This window comes from Salinimicrobium terrae DSM 17865 (assembly GCF_000424665.1).
Taxonomy (GTDB): Bacteria; Bacteroidota; Bacteroidia; order Flavobacteriales; family Flavobacteriaceae; genus Salinimicrobium; species Salinimicrobium terrae.
Map to the genome: position 1 here is coordinate 261,918 of NZ_AUKI01000011.1, position 20,554 is coordinate 282,471.

At 39.6% G+C, this 20,554-nt stretch carries 21 protein-coding genes and 1 pseudogene; 13 read left to right on the forward strand and 9 right to left on the reverse strand.

Features of this window, described 5'->3' with window-relative positions; genetic code table 11:
* The first annotated feature begins 2 nt into the window (after nt 1-2).
* Nucleotides 3-1,004 (forward strand): MlaD family protein, encoded by a 1,002-nt coding sequence (locus H148_RS0103740; protein ID WP_029033604.1) that lies wholly within the window; start codon nt 3-5, stop codon nt 1,002-1,004.
* 49 nt (nt 1,005-1,053) lie between these two features.
* Here H148_RS0103740 and H148_RS0103745 read toward each other — a convergent pair whose 3' ends face one another.
* Nucleotides 1,054-1,617, reverse strand: coding sequence for a plastocyanin/azurin family copper-binding protein (locus tag H148_RS0103745; RefSeq protein ID WP_029033605.1), 564 nt, complete (start codon nt 1,615-1,617; stop codon nt 1,054-1,056).
* A gap of 115 nt (nt 1,618-1,732) precedes the next feature.
* Complete coding sequence (locus H148_RS0103750; RefSeq protein ID WP_029033606.1) at nt 1,733-1,999, reverse strand: zinc ribbon domain-containing protein; 267 nt, start codon at nt 1,997-1,999, stop codon at nt 1,733-1,735.
* A 215-nt stretch (nt 2,000-2,214) separates the two neighbouring features.
* On the opposite strand from H148_RS0103750, the gene H148_RS0103755 reads away from it, so the two are divergent.
* The 5 genes and pseudogenes from H148_RS0103755 (at nt 2,215) to H148_RS0103775 (ending at nt 6,269) form a co-directional block, all read left to right on the forward strand.
* A complete protein-coding gene (locus H148_RS0103755) occupies nt 2,215-3,252 on the forward strand; it encodes a response regulator (protein WP_037324587.1) in 1,038 nt (345 codons plus the stop codon).
* Between the two features lie 88 nt (nt 3,253-3,340).
* Nucleotides 3,341-3,514, forward strand: a pseudogene (locus H148_RS18465) (Hsp20/alpha crystallin family protein); the annotation flags it as partial.
* A gap of 193 nt (nt 3,515-3,707) precedes the next feature.
* Nucleotides 3,708-4,556 carry a universal stress protein gene (locus H148_RS0103765; RefSeq protein ID WP_029033608.1) on the forward strand — a complete coding sequence of 283 codons (849 nt, stop codon included), beginning with the start codon at nt 3,708-3,710 and terminating at the stop codon, nt 4,554-4,556.
* A gap of 11 nt (nt 4,557-4,567) precedes the next feature.
* The gene (locus H148_RS0103770; protein ID WP_029033609.1) at nt 4,568-5,413 is read left to right on the forward strand and encodes a universal stress protein; all 846 of its coding nucleotides are present in this window, start codon (nt 4,568-4,570) and stop codon (nt 5,411-5,413) included.
* A 1-nt stretch (nt 5,414) separates the two neighbouring features.
* Complete coding sequence (locus tag H148_RS0103775) at nt 5,415-6,269, forward strand: universal stress protein (RefSeq protein ID WP_029033610.1); 855 nt, start codon at nt 5,415-5,417, stop codon at nt 6,267-6,269.
* Between the two features lie 192 nt (nt 6,270-6,461).
* Here H148_RS0103775 and H148_RS17150 read toward each other — a convergent pair whose 3' ends face one another.
* On the reverse strand, nt 6,462-6,686 hold the full coding sequence (locus H148_RS17150) for a hypothetical protein (protein WP_037324589.1): 225 nt from the start codon (nt 6,684-6,686) through the stop codon (nt 6,462-6,464).
* 213 nt (nt 6,687-6,899) lie between these two features.
* On the opposite strand from H148_RS17150, the gene H148_RS0103785 reads away from it, so the two are divergent.
* The 5 genes from H148_RS0103785 (at nt 6,900) to H148_RS0103805 (ending at nt 9,801) form a co-directional block, all read left to right on the forward strand.
* Nucleotides 6,900-7,331: a hypothetical protein gene (locus H148_RS0103785; RefSeq protein ID WP_029033611.1), complete on the forward strand. Its 432-nt coding sequence runs from the start codon at nt 6,900-6,902 to the stop codon at nt 7,329-7,331.
* A 20-nt stretch (nt 7,332-7,351) separates the two neighbouring features.
* Nucleotides 7,352-7,795 (forward strand): hypothetical protein, encoded by a 444-nt coding sequence (locus tag H148_RS0103790; RefSeq protein WP_029033612.1) that lies wholly within the window; start codon nt 7,352-7,354, stop codon nt 7,793-7,795.
* 148 nt (nt 7,796-7,943) lie between these two features.
* On the forward strand, nt 7,944-8,561 hold the full coding sequence (locus tag H148_RS0103795) for an SOS response-associated peptidase (RefSeq protein ID WP_029033613.1): 618 nt from the start codon (nt 7,944-7,946) through the stop codon (nt 8,559-8,561).
* An 84-nt stretch (nt 8,562-8,645) separates the two neighbouring features.
* A complete protein-coding gene (locus H148_RS0103800) occupies nt 8,646-9,440 on the forward strand; it encodes a HipA family kinase (RefSeq protein ID WP_029033614.1) in 795 nt (264 codons plus the stop codon).
* Complete coding sequence (locus H148_RS0103805; protein WP_029033615.1) at nt 9,418-9,801, forward strand: DUF3037 domain-containing protein; 384 nt, start codon at nt 9,418-9,420, stop codon at nt 9,799-9,801. The genes H148_RS0103800 and H148_RS0103805 overlap by 23 nt, the downstream gene beginning before the upstream one ends.
* Nucleotides 9,802-9,855: 54 nt before the next feature.
* On the opposite strand, the gene wrbA is transcribed toward H148_RS0103805, so the two are convergent.
* The 4 genes from wrbA to H148_RS17155 form a co-directional block, all read right to left on the reverse strand.
* Complete coding sequence (gene wrbA / locus H148_RS0103810; RefSeq protein WP_029033616.1) at nt 9,856-10,464, reverse strand: NAD(P)H:quinone oxidoreductase; 609 nt, start codon at nt 10,462-10,464, stop codon at nt 9,856-9,858.
* A 148-nt stretch (nt 10,465-10,612) separates the two neighbouring features.
* Nucleotides 10,613-11,872 carry a cysteate-C-fatty acyltransferase gene (capB, locus tag H148_RS0103815; RefSeq protein ID WP_029033617.1) on the reverse strand — a complete coding sequence of 420 codons (1,260 nt, stop codon included), beginning with the start codon at nt 11,870-11,872 and terminating at the stop codon, nt 10,613-10,615.
* A 188-nt stretch (nt 11,873-12,060) separates the two neighbouring features.
* Nucleotides 12,061-13,101, reverse strand: a complete 1,041-nt coding sequence (gene capA, locus H148_RS0103820; RefSeq protein WP_029033618.1) for a cysteate synthase — start codon at nt 13,099-13,101, stop codon at nt 12,061-12,063.
* A gap of 87 nt (nt 13,102-13,188) precedes the next feature.
* Nucleotides 13,189-15,258, reverse strand: a complete 2,070-nt coding sequence (locus H148_RS17155; RefSeq protein ID WP_037324592.1) for a S9 family peptidase — start codon at nt 15,256-15,258, stop codon at nt 13,189-13,191.
* Nucleotides 15,259-15,383: 125 nt separating this feature from the next.
* On the opposite strand from H148_RS17155, the gene H148_RS0103830 reads away from it, so the two are divergent.
* Nucleotides 15,384-15,713 (forward strand): YbaB/EbfC family nucleoid-associated protein, encoded by a 330-nt coding sequence (locus H148_RS0103830; protein ID WP_029033619.1) that lies wholly within the window; start codon nt 15,384-15,386, stop codon nt 15,711-15,713.
* 104 nt (nt 15,714-15,817) lie between these two features.
* Here H148_RS0103830 and H148_RS0103835 read toward each other — a convergent pair whose 3' ends face one another.
* Nucleotides 15,818-16,846, reverse strand: coding sequence for a threonine aldolase family protein (locus H148_RS0103835; RefSeq protein WP_029033620.1), 1,029 nt, complete (start codon nt 16,844-16,846; stop codon nt 15,818-15,820).
* Between the two features lie 35 nt (nt 16,847-16,881).
* A complete protein-coding gene (locus tag H148_RS0103840; RefSeq protein ID WP_029033621.1) occupies nt 16,882-19,281 on the reverse strand; it encodes a zinc-dependent metalloprotease in 2,400 nt (799 codons plus the stop codon).
* Between the two features lie 91 nt (nt 19,282-19,372).
* Between H148_RS0103840 and prfB the strand changes: the two genes are divergently transcribed.
* Nucleotides 19,373-20,471, forward strand: a protein-coding gene (gene prfB, locus H148_RS0103845; protein WP_156877198.1) for a peptide chain release factor 2 whose coding sequence is annotated in 2 segments (ribosomal slippage) — nt 19,373-19,435 and nt 19,437-20,471 — 1,098 coding nt in all. Because the reading frame shifts where the segments join, the coding sequence is not laid out codon by codon here.
* Nucleotides 20,472-20,554: the final 83 nt, after the last annotated feature.

Here is a 20,554-nt window from a genome sequence, read left to right on the forward strand (position 1 = left end):
AAATGAAGAATTCTAACTCAGAAAACCTCAAATTAGGAATCTTTGTGATTCTGGGAATCATGATTTTCGTCACTGCGGTTTATTTTATAGGAAACCGTCAAAATTTGTTTGGAGATAATAGTGTTATCACTTCAGTCTTTAAAGACGTAAATGGTTTACAACCCGGGAATAATGTTCGGTTTGCCGGTGTAAATGTTGGAACCGTCCAAAAAATACGGATAATTAACGATACCAGTATTGCGGTGAATATGAGGATCAATCAAAATACTATGGATCTTATCCGGAAAAATTCTCTTGCCACCATAAGTTCGGACGGACTGGTTGGCAGCATGATTGTAAATCTTTTGCCAGGAGAAAATAGCTCTGTCCCTGCAATGCCAGTGCACCCCGGTGATACAATTCCTTCTATAAGTAAAATTGCCACTGCCGATATGCTGACAACCTTGAACACCACCAATGAAAATGCTGCACACCTAACTGCTGACCTACTGAAGATCACAAACAGCATAAATAAAGGAGAAGGCACGATTGGAGTTTTAATAAAAGATGAAGAAATGGCGAACAACTTTAAAAAGACTATAGAAGGTTTGAGGCAGGCAACACAAAACGTATCTGGTATGGTAAACCGGGTAAATTCAATAATTGATGAAATGAGTTATAAAGAAAGTGTTGCAGGTGTACTACTAAGCGATACCACGGCTGCCAAACAAATTGAAGGAATCATATCAAATCTGGAGCTTTCTGCTTTACAGATAAACAATGTGACGACCAATCTCGAACAGTTTTCTTATGATATAAGAAGTGGGGAAGGAACACTTAATTATATACTTAATAATCCCGGTGCAGTGGATCAACTGGATGCCACTCTTCATAACATTGAAAAAGCTACCAGAAAATTTGATGAAAATATGGAAGCACTGCAACACAACATTTTATTTAGAGGTTACTTCAAAAGACAGGAAAGGATACAGGCAACAGAGGAGAAAAAGAACAATAATAAATAGAAAAAGGCTTCCTGTGAAGAAAGCCTTTCTACCTTTAATGAAATGAATCTTATTCAACAATAAATTTTCCCTGCATTTGAATATAATGACCTGGGAAGCTACAAATGTAGTCATAAGTACCTGCCTCGGGTGCTGTAAACTCAATAGTAGTCTCTTCTCCACCACCAATCATTTCTGTATGAACGATTACATTGTTTGTGCCTTCGGGAATATAATCATTACCCGATGCGGTAGCAGCTCTTTGACCAAAGTCTACTACATCTGTTCCCTGCTTTAAAAGAACAAAATTATGTCCCATTGCATTTTCAGGAAGTTGACCCACATGTGTTAGAGTTAATCTTACGGTTTCTCCTGCTTTAACTCTTATTTCATTAAGGTTAAACTTCATCATATCGTCACCGGTAAGATTGATCTGAACCACACCGTCCTGACGCTGAATCGCTTCTCCGGATTCAACATTATCTGCTGCTGTTTGGTCCTCGTCCCGGGTATCTATCTTTTCAATTGTACCCTCTTCCCCGATGGTAATCGTTTCCTGTTCCTTTTTTTCATCGCCGCAGCTAACCATTAATATGGTGACTAAAACGGCCAGAGTTTTTGTTAGGTTTTTCATGTAAAATTATTTTTATCGTTAAGCCCTCATTTTTGAGTTATTCAAAGATAAAGAGAATTAACGCTAAAAGACTAATGGGGAGGCAGGAGTTATTTTTTAGTAGATAAAAAGGGTTTTACAGAATATGTGTCATCCTCCACCTTTTTAGATCCGGGAGAATTTTAATGGTATCGTGTGCTTCTTCGAGACTTATTTCATCATGATGTCTTGCTCTAATTAATAGCTTCTTCTCCATATCCTGTATGGTGAGATGATGATCGCGAAATTCCCCATTTTTGAAACAATCCAGACAGTAATCGGAGCTTAAGCTTTGATCACGGTTTGTTCCTCTAATTTTTGGAGAGAATGGAAGTCCACAACATTGGCAAATAAATGGTCTCATAGCAAATATGTATTTAAGGAACTATAGTTCAGATCTTTAAACTTCAGTTAAGAACCTTTTAAAGATAAAAACAGAAGAGAATAATAAAAGATTTTTAAGTCTTAAATATTTCACAAATAAATTATAATAACGTATCTTTATAATGGCTTTAACTATCTGATTATAAGTTCTATTTCTTAATAAACTTATTCCTTATCAGCCTAATATATAACGTTATGGAAAGTTCGGTCCTCCTTATAGAAGATGATCTCGTACTTGCCGAAAACATTCAGGAGTTATTAGAACTCTCGGGTTACAGGGTATTTCTTGCTCACGAAGGAAAAAGTGGTTTACTAAAGGCATTTAAAGAACTTCCTGACGTCATAATTTCCGATATTATGATGCCCCATGTTGATGGATATGAAGTTTACAGATCTCTTCAGCAAAATCGCTACACCAGGAATATTCCCTTCATCTTTTTATCTGCGAAAGCAGATCCTGCAGATGTACGAAGGGGAATGAATCTTGGAGCAGATGACTATATCACCAAACCTTTTAATGAAGAAGATCTTATTCTGGCCCTGGAAAGCCGTTTGTCCAAGCGAACGCAAATACTTCGCGAGGAAGAGGAACAAAGAGGAAAAAGACCACATTTTCACCTGGAAGAATTCAGGGAGTATATTCGCACCTATGGGGAACAGATACAGGCAGAGAAAAATGAAGAAATCTATTCGGAAAACAGGATGGCTTCGAATGTTTACCTGCTTGAACACGGCTTGGTAAAAACCTTTAGACTGGATGAATATGGAAAGGAACTCATAACCAACATACCTCAAAAAGGGGATTTTTTGGGCTTCTATAGTTTTAAATTTTCTCATTATCCGGAGAATGCACAAGCCCTTGAAACGAGTATTCTTTATAGGATTTCTCATGAAGAATTTGTTCAATTACTCAGGCAAAACCAAGAGTTGATACTTGAATTTGCCGAAGTACTTTCTCACGATCTTGATGTTCTTAAAACTCATCTTCTCGAGACCGCGTACGGATCGGTACTTAAAAAAACTGCCAGCACCTTGTTGGAATTTGCCGAAAAGGTAAAAAAGGATACTACTCCAATCATAAAGGTTTCCCGGAGTGATATGGCGAGTGTGGCCGGCATCTCAACAGAAAGTTTTATAAGAAGTCTATCCTGTCTTAAAAAAGATGGTTTGATTGACATAATAGGACGAGATGTAAAAATCCTCCAGCTGGAAAAATTGAAAGAAATACACTAGGATTTTTCGCACCTTATTTTATCCTAAACATGACATTTCTCATTCTGTCAAAGGCTAATGCTTTGTAACTTAACAGGAAAAAGAAGGTTATGTGAGCAGGGAGTTCAGTTATAATTCCTTCTCAAGATCTGTAAGCATTCCGGAATCTGTAGATGAGGATAAAGAAGTTTCTGCCCATTACGAAGATGGAGTTCTTAAGCTAAAACTGAACAAAAGAGAAGGTTCGGAAGCCAAAAAGCCAAAAACCATTAAGGTTTCCTAACCTGTGGGAGAGACTGCCACACTGGTAAAGAGTCGTCATTATAATAAATTGCATCCTACACAGAAGCAAATTACTCACTGAACAAGGTTTAGTTTGACGAGAACTTATCACTGGACAGTCTCTTTTTCTTTAAATGACACCCGTCATGTTTCTTTTAGGAAACTTCCTCTAACTTTAATTAAAACGCAAGGAAATGAGAAAAATAATTATTCCTACCGACTTTTCAGATAACGCATTTAATGCATTAAGATATGCTGCAGAACTCTTTAAATATGAGATAAGCGAATTTTATGTGCTGCACGCTTATGCCGATGAAGTTTACAATTTTGAAGGAGTAATTACCCAGGATTTTCTGGAAGAATATAAAGCCACCGTAAAAGAAAGATGTAGCCGGGAGCTGGAGATCATTATCTCCCGGATAAAACAATTGTACTCCAACCCTAAACATTCCTTCCATCCCGTCCCGGCTTTCGGGCTTTTAATAGATGAAGTGAATGATCTTGCCGAAAAAGAAAATGTCGATCTAATCATTACTTCCACCCGTGGTGCAACCAATGACCGGAAGTTAACTTTTGGCAGCAATACTCTGCAAATAGTTAAATATGTGCAGTGCCCTGTCCTAAGCATTCCCGAAAATTACCAATTTTCAGATCCCCGAAGGATATTGTTTCCCACAAATTATCTTCTCCCCTATCAACGCCGCGAACTTAAATTAGTGGGAGGAATCGCTCGTTCCTTCTGTTCAGAAATTCACATGCTTTACGTTTCGCGCTTTTCCGAAGAAACTTTGAGACAAAAAGATAATAAAGGGGCCATATTGGAGCAATTTTATGATTTAAAGGTGCAGGATCATCATGACAAAGAAATGGAAAAGACTCAGGCTATTGAAAAGATGATTGACAACCTCCACATCGACCTGCTTATCCTCGTTAATTCCCGTCACAGCTATCTTGAAAACATTTTATATACTTCTACAATTGATAAAATTGGACTTCGTCCAAAAATCCCGTTCCTGGTACTTCAAAATTTTTACCGTTTTTAAATTTTTATCCCATGAAAAAGATCCTGTTGCCAACCGACTTTTCAGAAAATGCATACAATGCAGTAAAATACGCAGTACAACTTTTTGAGGGAGAGGAGTGTATTTTTTATTTACTTAATACCTACACACCTGTCCTGTATGACAATGAATATCTCGTTTACAGCGCCACTCAACCCACTTTAACAGAAATCTATGAACACAAATCCATGGAGGGGCTGGAAAGGGTTCTAAGGCGGATCAACCGAAACTTCAAAAATCCTAAACATCAATTTAAAAAAGTTTCCTCCTTCAATCTTTTGAATGATGAGATAAAAGAGCTGGTTATTGAGGAAGAAATTGATTTAATCGTAATGGGAACAAAAGGAGCTACAGGAGCTCAGGAAATTCTCTTTGGCACCCACACCGTACACGCCATTAAAAAAGCCCGCTGCCCGTTACTTGCCATACCCGCTAATTACGAGTACAAGCCTCCCAAAGAAATGCTCTTCCCTACAGATTATGAAGTGGAAACTCCTAAATTATTGAACACCTTAAAGGAAATTGCCCTTAGCCACTCCTCCACAATACATATACTTCATGTCTATTTTGGAGTAGATCTCTCTCCTACGCAAACCAGCAGAAAAAATTCCCTGGCGAGGGCATTTAAGGATATTGGACACCATTTTTACAGCATTACCGGAAAAAGTGTAATTCGTGCCATTACCGATTTTCAGGAAGAAAACGATATGGACATGCTTATAATGATAAACAACAAGCATTCCTTTTTTGAAAATCTTTTATTCACACCTGTTGTCAATGAAATAGGTTTCAATGTGAAGGTACCATTCTTCGTCATCCCGTCTAAAAAGAGGAAGTAAAATGAAAAAAGTGCTTTTGCCGACAGATTTTTCTGCCAATTCCTTAAATGCGGCAAGATATGCCCTGGATATGTACCTGGAAGAAAAGGTGGATTTTATAGTTATGCATGCCTATAAGGTTTTTGATTACCATGAAAAAAGTCAGTTATCTGCTACACCGGGTAAGACTTTGCTGGAAAAAAACCGACAGGATGCAAATACTAAGATTAACAAGGTAGTCGAAGAATTAAAAATTACTGCGGGAAAAGACCATTCATTTGAAATAGCGGCTCACAATTTACTTCTTACAGATGCCATATTAAAAGAGTTACGAAAAAGAAAAATAGAGTTGATCATTATAGGAAGCCAGGGACATACCGGGGCAAAAGAAGTTATCTATGGAACAAATACATTAAATATAATGGAGGAGATTGAAAATTGTCCGGTATTATCGGTCCCATCTAATATGGTATTTCAACCTCTAAACGAAATTGTTCTGGCAAACAGCTTCAAAGCAGAACTTACCCCCGGTGACCTCCACTTCCTAATATCCCTTACCCAAAAATTTGAAGCCGCTCTACGAATTCTGCACATAGCGGAAGAAGGAGGATTAAACGAATCTCAGCATCACAACAGGAAATTACTCGGAAAAAAACTGGCAGAGGTAAGACACTCCTTTCATTCGCTGGAATACCTTAGTGTAGCATTGGGTATTTATTCCTTTGTAGAGAGTCGGGGAAGTAATTTAGTGGCTTTTATAAATAAAAAACACACATTTTTAGAAAACCTGCTCTTAAACCCACTATATAAAAATTTGGCACACTTTTCTAAAGTACCGGTTCTAGTACTCCACCAGTCGCAAGAAGCGGCGGATTAAAAAGAGTAAAGTATAATTTCTCCGGGACAAGTCCGCGAAGCATTTTAATGGAACACGTTTTAAACTTTACAACATTTACTAACAAGGCAAGCCCCGGGGTATCTACCCTATTTAGAATGAAAAAATCCGTGGCTCTCGCCACGGATTCTTGTTCAGACATTCTGAAATGCCAGGTTCCTAAAGAATAATGAATTATTCTACAGAAGGAGTATTTGTAATGTCTTCTACTACAGTACCGCTGGTGCTGGTAGTATCTACAACTACTTCAGTCTCAACAGCCTCCACTTCAACAGGAGCCTCCGGAGTTTCGATAACTTCTACTGTACTTTCTTCAGTAGTTTCAGTAGTTGTTTCTTTACATGAAGTAAAAGAGAATACTAATGCGATAGCAGCAAAAGTCAAAAAGGATTTTTTCATTTTAAATGAATTATTAATTGTTTGAGGCGTCAAATGTATATTATTTTTTGACACTCAATACACCAACTAAAAATATTTTAGTTAAATTTTATCAGGGTAACTATTTTCTTCAAATATTCCTCCATTTATCAGGCAAATATTTTTTTATATCTGACATTTATCATCTTGATGAAGGTAATTATTCTTACCTTAAATACTTAAAAACAGCAGATTATGAACCGGAACACATCCAGAAGTTTTTCTGCCAATGAAAAAGAGATAGAACTCCTGTTAAAAGAAAACAACAGGTGGAAAGAGAGACTGGCCTATTTTAATGAAGAAATCAATTTTTTAAACCTGTACCTGGGTGCAGATATATTTAAAAAGAATATACTAAACCTTTATGAGCGCCTTCAAATTTTCTATGACACCCTGCAAAACTTTAAACAGGAGAACGTTGAACTTACCAGGGAAGTTCATAATCACAGGTATGATATTGAAGGCATACTTGAATGCGAAGACATAAGCTGTGAAGTTTTTTACCATGATCAACATTTAAATCTGGAACAAAAAATTTTAAAATTTGCGCAAAAATTCAGGAAGTTTAAATTGGAAATCTATTCCTATACTGGCGGTCTTTTAAGACAAACAAGTAAAGAAAACTAATTAGTCAAAATCAATTTGCCATGGAAAATAAGGCACATAACTACAGGTACGTTGAGTGGAAAACACCCGATGAAATGCATTTCTCCTCTTTGCAGTGGAAATCTGAACTAAACTTTATAAAAGACGAGCAACGTTTTTTTGAAGATATGCTTAAGGAATACACTATGCCTATTATTGAATCGCAGCTCTTTTCCCGCATTAAAGAACTCATTGAACAACTGGAATTGTCGCGAAAGGAACTAAAAATCATGGATAACCGCGTGAATGAGCACATCACCAGACTTAGGAGATTACTTGAAGATGTAGATGAGCCAAAAGAAGGCAGGATCTACCGGCAGGAGCATAAGAGCATTCTTAATGATGTTATCCATTATTCCAGGCAGTACAAAAGACTGAAAAAAGAAATATTTAGATGTGTAAGCGACGCTCTTAAACAGCAAAAACAAAAACGCCTTCTGGCTTAGAACGGAAGTAACCTTATTTCCTGAAGTCACCTGAACCCGGCAAAGGTCCAGGTGATTTTTTATTGCTCTTGTGGAATTAAAGTGCCATTAAAATGTCATTTTTGACGCCATTTCAATTCTTCAAAAAATTTTATCTTTAAATAAAACTATGTGCTTCAGGACAAAATTGAACGCCAGAATTATCGAGATCGAAAACACTTTCAATGCCAGCTTTTCTGAACCAGAACTTTATATTCCGCAAGACGAGATCAACGGCTTCGAATTTCTCCCAAATCCTGTGATCACCGATGTTTCTCCCAGCGAAATATTGTTTTACAACTGGGGACTGATTCCTTTTTGGGCAAAAAATGATCAACTGAAAAAAGCTACGCTCAATGCCCGGATTGAAACCCTGGATGAAAAACCTGCTTTTAGAAATTCTTTAGAAAACCGATGTTTAATTATAGCAAATGGATATTATGAATGGCAATGGATGGATGAAAAAGGAAAAAACAAGCAAAAGTATCTCATCACTTCTTCCGAAGATGAAATTTTTGCCTTCGCAGGGATATACGCTCACTGGAATGATCCTGTGACGGGGAAAAGACTTAACTCCTATAGCATCGTTACCACCGGGGCAAATGAATTGATGAGCGAGATCCATAACAATAAACAACGAATGCCTGTAGTGCTCCATCAGAAGGATCATTCGGTCTGGCTGGAAGGAACACCACATCAAGAGTTTGCCTTTCCTTATGAAGTAAACCTGAAGGCTCAAAAAGTGTAAAAGCCTTTATATTTCAAAAATTATCCTTTAACTCTGTTGAAGAATTTTAAATTTGCTTCAGAAAATGCCATTTTTGAATCTTCTATGGGAGAAATAAAAGACATTCGTACTGTCACTGTTTGCCGCTATATTACAGCTTTGCGTGAGGGTGGATCTCTTCCTGCCCTGGCCGAAGCCGATGATGATTTCAAATACGTCCTGAAGTTCCGCGGAGCAGGGCACGGAGTAAAAGCATTGATTGCCGAATTCCTGGGTGGAGAAATCGCAAGGGCAATTGGACTAAAAGTTCCCGAACTGGTATTTGCTAATCTTGATGAAGCCTTTGGTCGCACAGAAGGAGATGAGGAAATTCAGGATCTACTACAGGGTAGTAAAGGGCTTAATCTTGCCCTGCATTTTCTTTCGGGGGCTATTAATTTTGATCCGGCAGTTACTATTGTAGATGAAATCACTGCTTCAAGAATTGTGTGGCTGGATGCATTGATCACCAATGTAGACCGTACCTTCCGAAACACAAATATGCTTATTTGGCACCGGGAGCTATGGCTTATAGACCATGGAGCCTCCTTTTATTTCCACCATTCCTGGACTAACCTGGAAAAGCATGCAAAAAGTCCCTTCAGCTTAATAAAAGACCATGTATTGCTGCCCCAGGCATCTCAACTTCCGGAAGTTGATATCGAAATCAAACAGTTGCTGAAAAGTAAAAAGATCAGGGAAATTGTGGAAGGATTGCCCGAAGAATGGCTGCAGTGGCGGGAAAGCGAACTTTCTGCTGAGGAGATAAAAGAAGCCTATATTCAGTTTCTTGAGATTCGACTTGAGAATTCAAATATTTTTGTAAAAGAAGCACAGAATGCAAGAAAGGCACTTATATGAATATGCTACCATTAGGGTAGTACCACGAGTAGAACGGGAAGAGTTCCTTAACGTGGGCCTTGTGGTGTTTTGTAAAAAATCAAATTACCTGCAGGTAAGATATAAACTTGATGCTGAAAAATTACTAATTCTTTGTCCTGACATTGACCTCGAGCAGCTTGAGAAAAATTTGGTTTCCTTTGAAAAGATATGTCTGGGTTCAAAAGATGGGGGTCCTATTGCTCAAATGGATATACCTTCCCGCTTTAGATGGCTTACTGCTGTACGAAGTTCAGTAATTCAAACATCAAGGCCCCATCCCGGTCTTTGTTATGATCTGGACCACACGTTAAACCGCCTCTTCTCTGAGCTGGTACTTTAAAAAAAGCTGCCGAAGCAGCTTCCTTATTAAAATATATATCTTCAAAAAAAGGATTTAATTACTTCCTTTTTTGACCCAGCTTCCCATGGTTAAGGTTCTTTTTACCTGGTGTGCCACGGCTTTTTTCACCTTCTCACCAAGTTCTTCTTTGCCTGCCGTAATACTTACTCCATAAGGGTTTCCACCGGCATTAAAAATAGCCTCATCTGTATAACCCGGTGCGGCAACTATTGCACCCCAATGAAACATAGTTTTGTATAAAGAGAGTAACGTAGATTCCTGTCCCCCATGAACATTACTGGCGCTGGTCATACCACTAACTACTTTATTAGCAAGCTTCCCACTGAACCAAAGTCCGCCGGTCATATCGAGGAATTGTTTGAATTGGGAAGGTAAATTCCCATAACGGGTGGGAGCACTAAAAATATAGCAGTCTGCCCATTCGAGATCATCCATTGAAGCTTCCTGAACATCCTTTGTAGCCTCTAAATGTTTCTTCCAGTCTTCATTTGCATTAATAGCCTCCCGGGGTGCTAATTCCTTTACTTTTCTAAACCTGACTTCTGCACCCTTTTCTCGCGCGCTTTCCTCGGCCCATTTTGCTAATTGATAATTTGTTCCTGTTGAACTGTAATAGATCACAGCTACCTTTAAATCTTTCATAGTTTATCTTATTTTATAATTTCACTTATTTTCAATAAGATAAGTCTTAAAAATATTTTTTTCTACTAAACAAATTATAAAAATTGTCGAGTTAAGGCATAAAAAATCCCCTCTTAAAAGGGGATTTTATAATTTATTTTCGAGAAATCTATTTGTCCATTGAGGCTTCAACTCCCGCCGAAAGTCTTCTGTAAGTACCGTTTTCAAGGCGTTCCCTTATCGCAGAGAAAGCAGAAAGTGTTTCTTCCACATCCTCTAGGGTATGTGTCGCGGTAGGAATCAATCTTAAGAGGATCATTCCTTTTGGAATTACGGGATAGACTACAATTGAACAGAAAATTCCATGATTTTCTCTAAGGTCGTTGACCAGGGCCATAGCTTCGGGAATACTTCCTTCCAGATAGACCGGAGTTACACAACTTTCAGTCGTTCCAATATCAAATCCACGATCCTTTAAACCATTTTGGAGAGCATTTACATTCTCCCATAGTTTTTCCTTTAATTCCGGCATTGTTCTCAACATGTCAAGCCGCTTAAGTGCACCTATAACCAGCTGCATTTGAAGGGACTTGGCAAACATTTGAGAACGAAGATTATACTTCAGGTAATCCATGATCTCACGATCCCCTGCAATAAAAGCTCCTGTACTGGCAAGGGATTTAGCAAATGTTGCAAAATAAACATCTATTCCATCCTGTACGCTCTGTTCTTCACCTGCTCCCGCACCAGTAGCACCAAGAGTTCCGAAGCCATGTGCATCATCAACAAGTAATCTAAAATTATATTTTTCCTTAAGAGCAACTATTTCCTTCAGTTTCCCCTGCTCACCCCGCATTCCGAAAACACCTTCAGAAATAACAAGAATTCCGCCTCCAGTTTGTTCGGTAATTTTCTCAGCACGCTGCAGGTTCTTCTCTATGCTCTCCATGTCATTGTGCTTATAGGTAAAGCGCTGGCCAAGGTGAAGGCGTACCCCGTCTATTATACAGGCATGGCCATCAACATCATAAACAATAACGTCTTTTTTAGAAACCAGGGCATCAATGGTAGATACCATCCCCTGATATCCAAAATTCAAAAGGTATGCAGCTTCCTTATTCACAAATGAAGCAAGTTCATCCTGCAACTTCTCATGTAAAGAGGTATGACCACTCATCATCCTGGCACCCATTGGATAAGCAGAGCCCCATTCTGCAGCTGCCTCGGCATCTACCTTACGAACTTCGGGATGATTTGCAAGGCCTAAATAATCATTCACACTCCAGGTGATGACATCCTGACCCCGAAATTTCATTCGATTAGAGATAGGGCCTTCAAGTTTGGGAAAAACAAAATAACCTTCCGCTACTTCACTCCACTTCCCTAAAGGTCCTTTGTCCTTATATATTTTATCAAATAAATCAGCCATTATATATATTTTTCACTTCGGCAAAAGTACTAAATAAATAGCAACTGCAGAATTTGGTTCCATAAGTACGCTGAAAAAGTTGTACTTCAGAAAATAATTAACAGAGGTAGTTCTTTACTTCCCATTGAAGGCCTAAGGTATTAAACGAAAGAAAATTATAAAGAAACATTTCAGCAGAAATTCCTGCCCTATCTGATGAATTCTATCCGGTTTACACCCTTTTCATTTTTGCTATCAAAAAATCCCTGCTCATTCATCCAGTCATCACTAAAGACTTTACTCATGTAGCGGGAACCGTGATCTGGAAAGATAATGACAACTTTGCTGTCCTTGTTAAACTCTCCGTCCTCCGCCAGCTGCCGTACTCCCTGTATTGCTGCGCCACTGGTGTAACCCACAAAAAGTCCTTCGGTACGGGCGAGTTGACGTGCAGCATGTGCGCTGTCTTCATCACTTACCTTCACGAATTTGTCGATGCTCTCAAAATCTGTAGCGGTGGGAATAAGGTTCTTACCTAGTCCTTCTATACGATAAGGATATATTTCTGAAGAATCGAATTCTTTGGTTTCATGATACTTTTTAAGAACAGAGCCATACGCATCTACTCCAAGTATCCTCACATTTGGATTTTGTTCTTTAAGAAATCTTGCAGTTCCCGAAATCGTGCCGCCCGTACCGCTGCAGGCTACCAGATGAGTGATCTTTCCCTCAGTCTGTTTCCATATTTCGGGACCGGTGGTGCGGTAATGCGCCTCGATATTCAGCTCGTTAAAATACTGGTTGATATATACAGAACCTTTGATCTCATCGTGCATTCTTCTTGCAACCTGATAATAAGACCTGGGATCATCGGCAGTGACATTTGCAGGACATACATACACTTTTGCGCCCATGGAGCGCAACATGTCAATCTTATCTTTAGAAGATTTAGAACTCACCGCAAGGATACATTCATATCCTTTTATCACACTTACCATGGCAATACTAAAGCCGGTGTTTCCCGAGGTAGTTTCAATAATTGTATCGCCCTGTTTAAGAATTCCTTTTCTTTCGGCTTCTTCTATTATATAAAGTGCTATTCTATCTTTTGTGGAGTGCCCGGGATTAAAAGCTTCTACTTTTGCTAAATAGTCTCCTTTAAGGTCCTGGGTGATACGGTTTAATTTGATAAGAGGAGTATTACCTACTAGTTGTAACACATTATCAAAAACCTGTAAATCTTCTCTCATAAATTGAAGTTATTTACAATAATCGCATTCAAAAGTTTTATTACAAATACGATCACAAACGAAACAAATTTAAGTCAAATATTTTAATTAATGGCTGATTCCCTCTAAATCCAGAAGAAAGGCATATTCTTCAGCTACTTCCCTTAGCGCCTCAAAACGTCCTGATGCTCCTCCATGACCGGCTTCCATATTGGTATGAAAGAGCAGCTTATTAGAATCAGTTTTTAATTCCCTTAGTTTTGCAACCCACTTTGCAGGCTCCCAGTACTGCACCTGCGAATCATGTAAACCAGTGGTCACAAGCATATGAGGATATTCCTGAGCTATGACATTGTCGTAAGGCGAATAGGATTTCATATAAAAATAATATTCGGGATCGTTGGGATTTCCCCATTCGTCATACTCTCCGGTGGTTAGTGGTATAGTCTCATCCAGCATAGTTGTTACTACATCTACAAATGGTACCGAGGCAATGATTCCGTTGTAAAGCTGAGGCGCCAAATTAGCTATTGCCCCCATGAGTAAACCGCCGGCAGAACCACCACTGGCATATAAATGTTCCGGAGAAGTGTAATTTTCCCTAATGAGATGATTTGAGCAATCAATAAAATCTGTAAAAGTGTTCTTCTTTTTCAAAAGCTTGCCGTCTTCATACCATTTCCTGCCCAAATATTCTCCACCACGCACATGAGCCAGAACAAAGATGAATCCACGATCCAAAAGACTTAATCGAACGTTTGAAAAATAAGGATCGATTGTAGATCCATAAGACCCATACGCATACTGCAACACCGGATTATTTCCATCCTTTTTAAGTTCCTTTCGATGCACAAGAGTCATAGGTATTTTTGTACCATCCTGTGCTGTAGCCCATATTCGGTCGGAAACGTAATTTTCTTTTTTAAACTTTCCTCCAAGAACCTCCAGCTCCTTCTTTACCTCTTTTTCTTTGGTTCTCATATTGAAATCCACAACCTGTGTTGGGGTTGTCAAAGAATTATAGGTATACCTGAGTATCTCCGTATCAAAATCTGGATTTGTGCCGGTAAAGGCGGTGTAGGTTTCATTGTCAAAGGGTAAAAAGTAAGAATCTGTGCCATCCCATCTGCGAATGTGGATCTTGTTGAGACCGTTACTGCGCTCACTTACTACCAGGTAATCTCTAAACAGATCGATATCTTCCAATAAAACGTCCTCCCGGTGCGGGATAACCTCTTCCCAATTTTCCATTCCGGGGTCATGAACGGAGACTTTCATCAATTTAAAATTGGTAGCCCCATCTTTGTTGGTCATGATGTAAAGGCAATCCCTGTAATGTGCTATACTATATTCTAACCCTCTTATTCTTGGCTGTACAATATTCACTTCTCCATCGGGATCATCGGCAGCAATAAATCTGTACTCAGAAGTCAAAGTACTGTCAGATCCAATTATGATATACCGCTGTGATTTCGATTTGTAAACATAGGTGTGAAAAGTTTCATCTTCCTCAAAGAAAACAAGTGCATCTTGCACGGCTTTTGTTCCCAGATGATGTTTATAGATTTTATCACTGCGCAGGGTTTCTTCATCCTTACGGGCATAAAAAAGTGTTTTATTATCGTTCGCCCAGGTAGCGCCTCCCGTGGTATTCTTTATTTTTTCGGGATAAACTTCCCCTGTCTCCAAATTCTTAATATAAATAGTATATTTTCTTCTACTTAAAGTGTCTACAGCATAGGAAATAAGCTTATTATTAGGACTTACACTAAGTCCGCTCAACTTGAAATAATCATGTCCTTTGGCCATCTCGTTCACATCAAAGAGGATTTCTTCGGGTGCATCGAGCGTTTCTTTTTTTCGGGAATAGATTGGATAATCTTTACCTTTTTCAAAACGAGTAATATACCAGTAGCCGTTTAGCTTATATGGAACAGACGAATCATCCTCTTTTATACGTTTTTTAACTTCCTGAAAAAGATCTTCCTGCAGCTGTTTGGTATGCGCTGTCATTTCATCATTATAGATATTTTCCCGGGTGAGGTAATCTAAAACTTCAGGGTTTTCACGCTCGCGCATCCAGAAGTAATCATCTGTCCGAACATCTCCATGTTTCTCCAATTTTACCGGAACCTTCTTTACCCGCGGGGCAATAATTTCTTTAGTAGCAACTTTCATTCTTTCATTTCAATTTTACCGGCTGCAAAGTTAAGCTTTCTTATAAAGAAAACTTAAAACTGAACCTATAAGTTCTCTAATATGACCTTTTTAGGTAGTTTTGTTATAACAATAAAATTGACAATATGTTTGGAGATATGATGGGTATGATGAACAAGATCAAAGAGACCCAGAAAAAAGTTGAAGAAACTAAAGAAAGGTTAAAAACTGTCCTTTTAGACGAGCAGTCTGCAGATGGTTTGCTGAAGGTTACCATTACCGCCAGTCGTGAGATCAAGAACATCGAAATTGCCGATGAACTTTTAGAAGATAAAGAGCAACTGGAAGATTACCTGGTGCTAACTATCAATAAAGCTGTAGCCCGTGCTACTGAAGTTAATGAAGCCGAACTAGCGGCCGTTGCAAAAGAAGGAATGCCCGATATTCCCGGAATGAATGATATGCTTGGCTCCTAGATTTTAGATTTGAGACGAGAGATTTTAGATTGCATTTTACCGTCTACCGTCTAAAGACTAAATATTCCCCTTCAAAAATGACATTTTTGGAGGGGAATATTTTTTTATAATTTAATGCCTTTAAGCACCTCAATAAATCTTTGGTGCATTTCTTCGGAATAATCCAGGTGAGTCACTACCCTCAGTTTCCCCTGTCCCATATTACTAATCCTGATATTCTCCTTCTGAAGTGATTTCATAAAAGCTGCTTCATCTGAAGCATTTTTGAGATAGAAAATGACAATGTTGGTCTCGACAGGCTCCACTTCTCCAATATAATCCTGCTCTTTTAGAGTCTTACCTATTTCTGAAGCTCTTTTTTGATCTTCAGCCAGGCGCTCCACGTGATTGTCAAGTGCGTAGATTCCGGCGGCGGCCATAAAACCTATCTGGCGCATTCCTCCACCAAGGACTTTTCTCACCCGCATCGCATTCTTCATTACTTTTTTATTCCCAATAAGTACAGTTCCCAGAGGCGTACCCAAACCTTTTGATAGACAAACAGAAACAGTATCGAAGATCTTTCCGTAATCCTTGGGACCTTCCTTCTTGGCTACAAGCGCATTAAAAAGTCGGGCGCCATCGAGATGAAAACCTAAATTATGCTCATCGCAAACCTTTCTTATTTTTTTGATCTCTTCAAAATCATAACAAGCCCCCCCACCTTTGTTTGTGGTGTTTTCAAGACATACAAGCGTTGTCAACGGACTGTGATAAAAGTCTGGCGGATTAATATTTTCCTCCACCTGGGCTGCAGTGATCATCCCGCGGTCGCCGTCAACCAGTTTACAGGAAACGCCGCTGTTAAACGATGCTCCACCACCTTCATAATTAAAAACGTGAGCCCATTTATCACATATTAATTGATCTGCCGGCTGAGTATGCAATTTAATTGCAGCCTGGTTGGCCATACTCCCTGTTGGGAAGAAAAGCGCTTCATCCATCCCAAACATATCGGCCAGTTTTCTCTCCAGCTTATTAACGGTGGGATCTTCTTTATAAACATCATCCCCGACTTCGGCATTCATCATGGCCTGCATCATCCCTTCGGTAGGTTTTGTGACAGTGTCACTTCTAAGGTCTATTTCTTTCATGCTCTTATTTCTTTATATATTCTTCGGAATAATTTTTAAAAAGTTCCAATTGGCGAACCATCCGGAATTTGAGGAGCAACAGGTAGAGCCTTAAATTCTGAAGGATCTTTCTGAAACTCCCTGATGTCCTCTAGAAACTGCCGATACATTACCGGATTTTTCTTCCTGTTCTTTCTCAGCCATTCTTCCAGCTCTACAAGCTTTAAGTTGGTAAATGCTTTTACCTGTGGAATAGCATCTTTATGAACCGCCAGATTCATCAAATGCTGAAGTACGTTGTGATTGATCGAATTTTGCACCTCTTGGAGGTAAGGGTCTTCCTTTTTTTCCTTAACAGATTCAGTAATTAATTCTTCAAGAACCTCAGAAAGACCTATTTGATTTACATCGACTGCTTTTTGCTGTACAAGCCGGGCAGCTCTTTCGGGATGAAGTAACAGGGACAGCGTCATATCACTCGCCGTTGCAGCTGCTCCCAAGGCATCAAAAGCCACACCTGTATTACTTTTAAACGATTCCCGAGACCTTGAAAATCCAAAAGCTCTTGGCGGGAAAAGACTCAGTTTATCCTTTGGTATGGCAACGACCTCTGCATCCAGGGTACTAAGTACAATGTTAAGAGCCTGTTGCTGCGATTCTTTATTCAGAATTTCCACTACAGGCCCCTCATCTCCTTTAACTGAATAAGAATAATTAAGACCTCCAATATATTTTACCGCTGCTTCGGTTTGATAACGATGAAAAAAATACAGCGGCACAAAGACATCTTCCAATAAAGAATAGGCCTCTCCCGTCCTGATATTATCAACAGAAAAGTTTTGAATGACTTGTTTCCTCAATTCAAGGACTCTTTGTAGTTCTATAGCAGGATCTTCAGAATTATCCCATAAATGAGCATCTGCATGTGCCCCTCCAGCAGGGCGTGCATCACTGTCGCTAATAAAGTGCAAGTTTTTTTCCTGTGCTTCTGCCAGTACATCAGTTAAAAAATCCTCCTGTGAAACCCCTGCAGGAACCGGGGCATAGGAGTATTTTATCGTAAATTTATCCCAGTCTCCTATTCCCGTATCGTAAGCATTGCTAATGTCTGGTTCCCCATTAACTAAACTGATCATAGGATGGGGATAATCCATTACAGAAGAGTTGTTGTTTGTACTTGCAGCGAAGTTATGGGCAAAACCAAGTGTATGTCCAATTTCATGAGCAGATAGCTGACGAATTCTTGCCAGTGCAAGTTCCATCATTTCATCATAGTTATCATCCCGCTCGGCAAAAGGCTTATTCATCAATGCCTGTGCGATCATGAGATCCTGTCTTATCCTTAAACTCCCCAGGCTCACGTGACCTTTAATAATCTCTCCTGTTCTGGGATCTACGACACTCGCTCCATAGCTCCATCCACGAGTAGACCGATGTACCCACTGTATCACATTATAACGTACGTCTAGCGGATCTACATCATCAGGAAGCATTTTAACCTGATAAGCATCTTTAAAACCGGCAGCTTCAAAAGCTTCTGCCCACCATGTTGCACCCTCAAGTAAAGCAGACCTTACAGGTTCAGGCGTGCCGGGATCCAGATAATAAACAATAGGTTCTACAACCTCACTTTCCATGGCATCGGGATCTTTCTTCTCCAATCTATGGCGTATTATGAATCGTTTTTCAATTGGTTCATAAACGGGTGTTGAGTAGTCGAAGTAGGACATGGATATAGCTCCACTTCCGGGAGCAAAAGGCCGCTTTTCATAACCTGCATCCGGCAATTTTACAAAAGAATGATGTAGATTAACTGAAATATTCTCGGGATTAGGCGCTACACTTCTTAAAGCACCACTCGTTGCTGCGCCTTCAAACGTCAGCATAGCCTCGAATTCCACGTTCTCAGGAAAGGCTTTTGTGCGTGGAAGATATAGTGCACTTTTTGATTTATCTATTTTGAAATTCCCGTGGTTCCCTCGTTGTAAGCGGGACGCAACACCGTGGGCATCTTCCATCAGGAAAGGAGTGAGATCTATTATGTATTTTCCGTCCTTTTCTTCCTTTATTTCAAATCCGTACAAAACTGACTTTGCAAAAGCCTCCTCCACGCTTCTCCTCTCGGCATCATTTTCTGTCACAGCCCTGTACTTCAGGTTGGGCTGTACCAGGAGCAGTTTATTTCCCGCCTTTTCAAACTTTACTAAAGCTTCACTTCCTAACTGGCCCCGATCCAGTCCTATATCATTAGAACCAATTCCTGTGGCGAGTGAGGGTACATAAAGAAATTCTTCATTAAGTTGATCTACCTCCAAATAAATTTCATCGTCATCTTCTGAATAGTAGAAAGTAAAATATCCGTCCTGCTTTACAAGATCGTCCTTGCTTTCCAGGAATTGGGCTTGTGCACTTAATATGGTACTAAGGAGAAGAGCGAGTGTACAGAAGATTTTCATGGGTCCAAATTGAGAGGCCTAAACTATAAAATATTCGTAAAATAGTTTCCGGGAACCCTCATAAATTCTATTTTTGTTCAAAATTCACAGTATGCTTACAATAGATACTATTAAAGATCTCAAAGATCGCCTGGTTGCGTTAAGGAGGTATCTTTGACGTTGATGCCAAAAACATAGAAATATCCAATCTCCAGGAGAAGACCCTGGCTCCCGATTTCTGGAATGATCCAAAAAAGGCGGAACTTCTTGTAAAAGAACTCAATTCTGAAAAGAAATGGGTGGACGATTACGAAGAGGCCGTCACTCTTGTGGACGATCTCGAGGTGATCTATGAATTCTACAAGGAAGGAGAAGCCACGGCCGAAGATGTCGAGGAAAGACACCAAAAGTCTACAGATCTCATAGAGGATCTGGAATTCAAAAACATGCTTTCTGAAGAAGGTGACAGCTTAAGCGCAGTGCTACAGGTAACTGCCGGTGCCGGTGGTACCGAAAGCTGTGACTGGGCAGAAATGCTTATGCGCATGTACCTGCGGTGGGCCGAAGATCGCGGCTATTCTGTACGCGAACTTAATTACCAGGCGGGGGATGTCGCCGGGATTAAAACCGTCACTATTGAAATAGAAGGAGAATTTGCCTTTGGCTGGCTTAAAGGGGAAAACGGCGTACATAGATTGGTGAGAATCTCTCCTTTTGACAGTAATGCCAAAAGACATACCTCATTTGCCAGCGTCTATGTCTATCCACTGGCCGACGATACCATTGAAATTGATATCAACCCTTCCGATATTTCCTGGGAAACCATGAGATCATCTGGTGCGGGAGGGCAAAATGTAAACAAGGTTGAAACCGCAGTTAGGCTTCGCCACGCACCTTCGGGAATTGTAGTCGAAAATTCTGAAACCCGGTCTCAATTAGAAAACAAGACGAAGGCCATGCAGTTACTGAAGAGTCAGTTATATGAAATCGAACTTCAGAAGCAACAGGCACAGCGCAGGGAAATAGAGGATTCCAAGATGAAAATTGAATGGGGATCACAAATCAGAAACTATGTGATGCATCCGTACAAACTGGTCAAAGATGTAAGGACCGGGAAAGAAACAGGAAATGTAGATGCGGTCATGGACGGTGATATTAACCAGTTTCTTAAGGCTTTTCTCATGATGATGGGACAGAAGGTCGAAGATTAGTGAGCAGTGCGCAGGAATTAGTTGGCAGTATAACTTAATATCAAGAACAGCCAAATCAATGATCAAATTCCCCATAACTCATA

Coding starts and splice junctions, on each gene's coding strand:
- H148_RS0103740 (WP_029033604.1), top strand. CDS start 3: ATGAAGAATTCTAACTCAGAAAACCTCAAATTAGGAATCTTTGTGATT.
- H148_RS0103745 (WP_029033605.1), bottom strand. CDS start 1,617: ATGAAAAACCTAACAAAAACTCTGGCCGTTTTAGTCACCATATTAATG.
- H148_RS0103750 (WP_029033606.1), bottom strand. CDS start 1,999: ATGAGACCATTTATTTGCCAATGTTGTGGACTTCCATTCTCTCCAAAA.
- H148_RS0103755 (WP_037324587.1), top strand. CDS start 2,215: ATGGAAAGTTCGGTCCTCCTTATAGAAGATGATCTCGTACTTGCCGAA.
- H148_RS0103765 (WP_029033608.1), top strand. CDS start 3,708: ATGAGAAAAATAATTATTCCTACCGACTTTTCAGATAACGCATTTAAT.
- H148_RS0103770 (WP_029033609.1), top strand. CDS start 4,568: ATGAAAAAGATCCTGTTGCCAACCGACTTTTCAGAAAATGCATACAAT.
- H148_RS0103775 (WP_029033610.1), top strand. CDS start 5,415: ATGAAAAAAGTGCTTTTGCCGACAGATTTTTCTGCCAATTCCTTAAAT.
- H148_RS17150 (WP_037324589.1), bottom strand. CDS start 6,686: ATGAAAAAATCCTTTTTGACTTTTGCTGCTATCGCATTAGTATTCTCT.
- H148_RS0103785 (WP_029033611.1), top strand. CDS start 6,900: ATGAACCGGAACACATCCAGAAGTTTTTCTGCCAATGAAAAAGAGATA.
- H148_RS0103790 (WP_029033612.1), top strand. CDS start 7,352: ATGGAAAATAAGGCACATAACTACAGGTACGTTGAGTGGAAAACACCC.
- H148_RS0103795 (WP_029033613.1), top strand. CDS start 7,944: ATGTGCTTCAGGACAAAATTGAACGCCAGAATTATCGAGATCGAAAAC.
- H148_RS0103800 (WP_029033614.1), top strand. CDS start 8,646: ATGGGAGAAATAAAAGACATTCGTACTGTCACTGTTTGCCGCTATATT.
- H148_RS0103805 (WP_029033615.1), top strand. CDS start 9,418: ATGCAAGAAAGGCACTTATATGAATATGCTACCATTAGGGTAGTACCA.
- wrbA (WP_029033616.1), bottom strand. CDS start 10,464: ATGAAAGATTTAAAGGTAGCTGTGATCTATTACAGTTCAACAGGAACA.
- capB (WP_029033617.1), bottom strand. CDS start 11,872: ATGGCTGATTTATTTGATAAAATATATAAGGACAAAGGACCTTTAGGG.
- capA (WP_029033618.1), bottom strand. CDS start 13,101: ATGAGAGAAGATTTACAGGTTTTTGATAATGTGTTACAACTAGTAGGT.
- H148_RS17155 (WP_037324592.1), bottom strand. CDS start 15,258: ATGAAAGTTGCTACTAAAGAAATTATTGCCCCGCGGGTAAAGAAGGTT.
- H148_RS0103830 (WP_029033619.1), top strand. CDS start 15,384: ATGTTTGGAGATATGATGGGTATGATGAACAAGATCAAAGAGACCCAG.
- H148_RS0103835 (WP_029033620.1), bottom strand. CDS start 16,846: ATGAAAGAAATAGACCTTAGAAGTGACACTGTCACAAAACCTACCGAA.
- H148_RS0103840 (WP_029033621.1), bottom strand. CDS start 19,281: ATGAAAATCTTCTGTACACTCGCTCTTCTCCTTAGTACCATATTAAGT.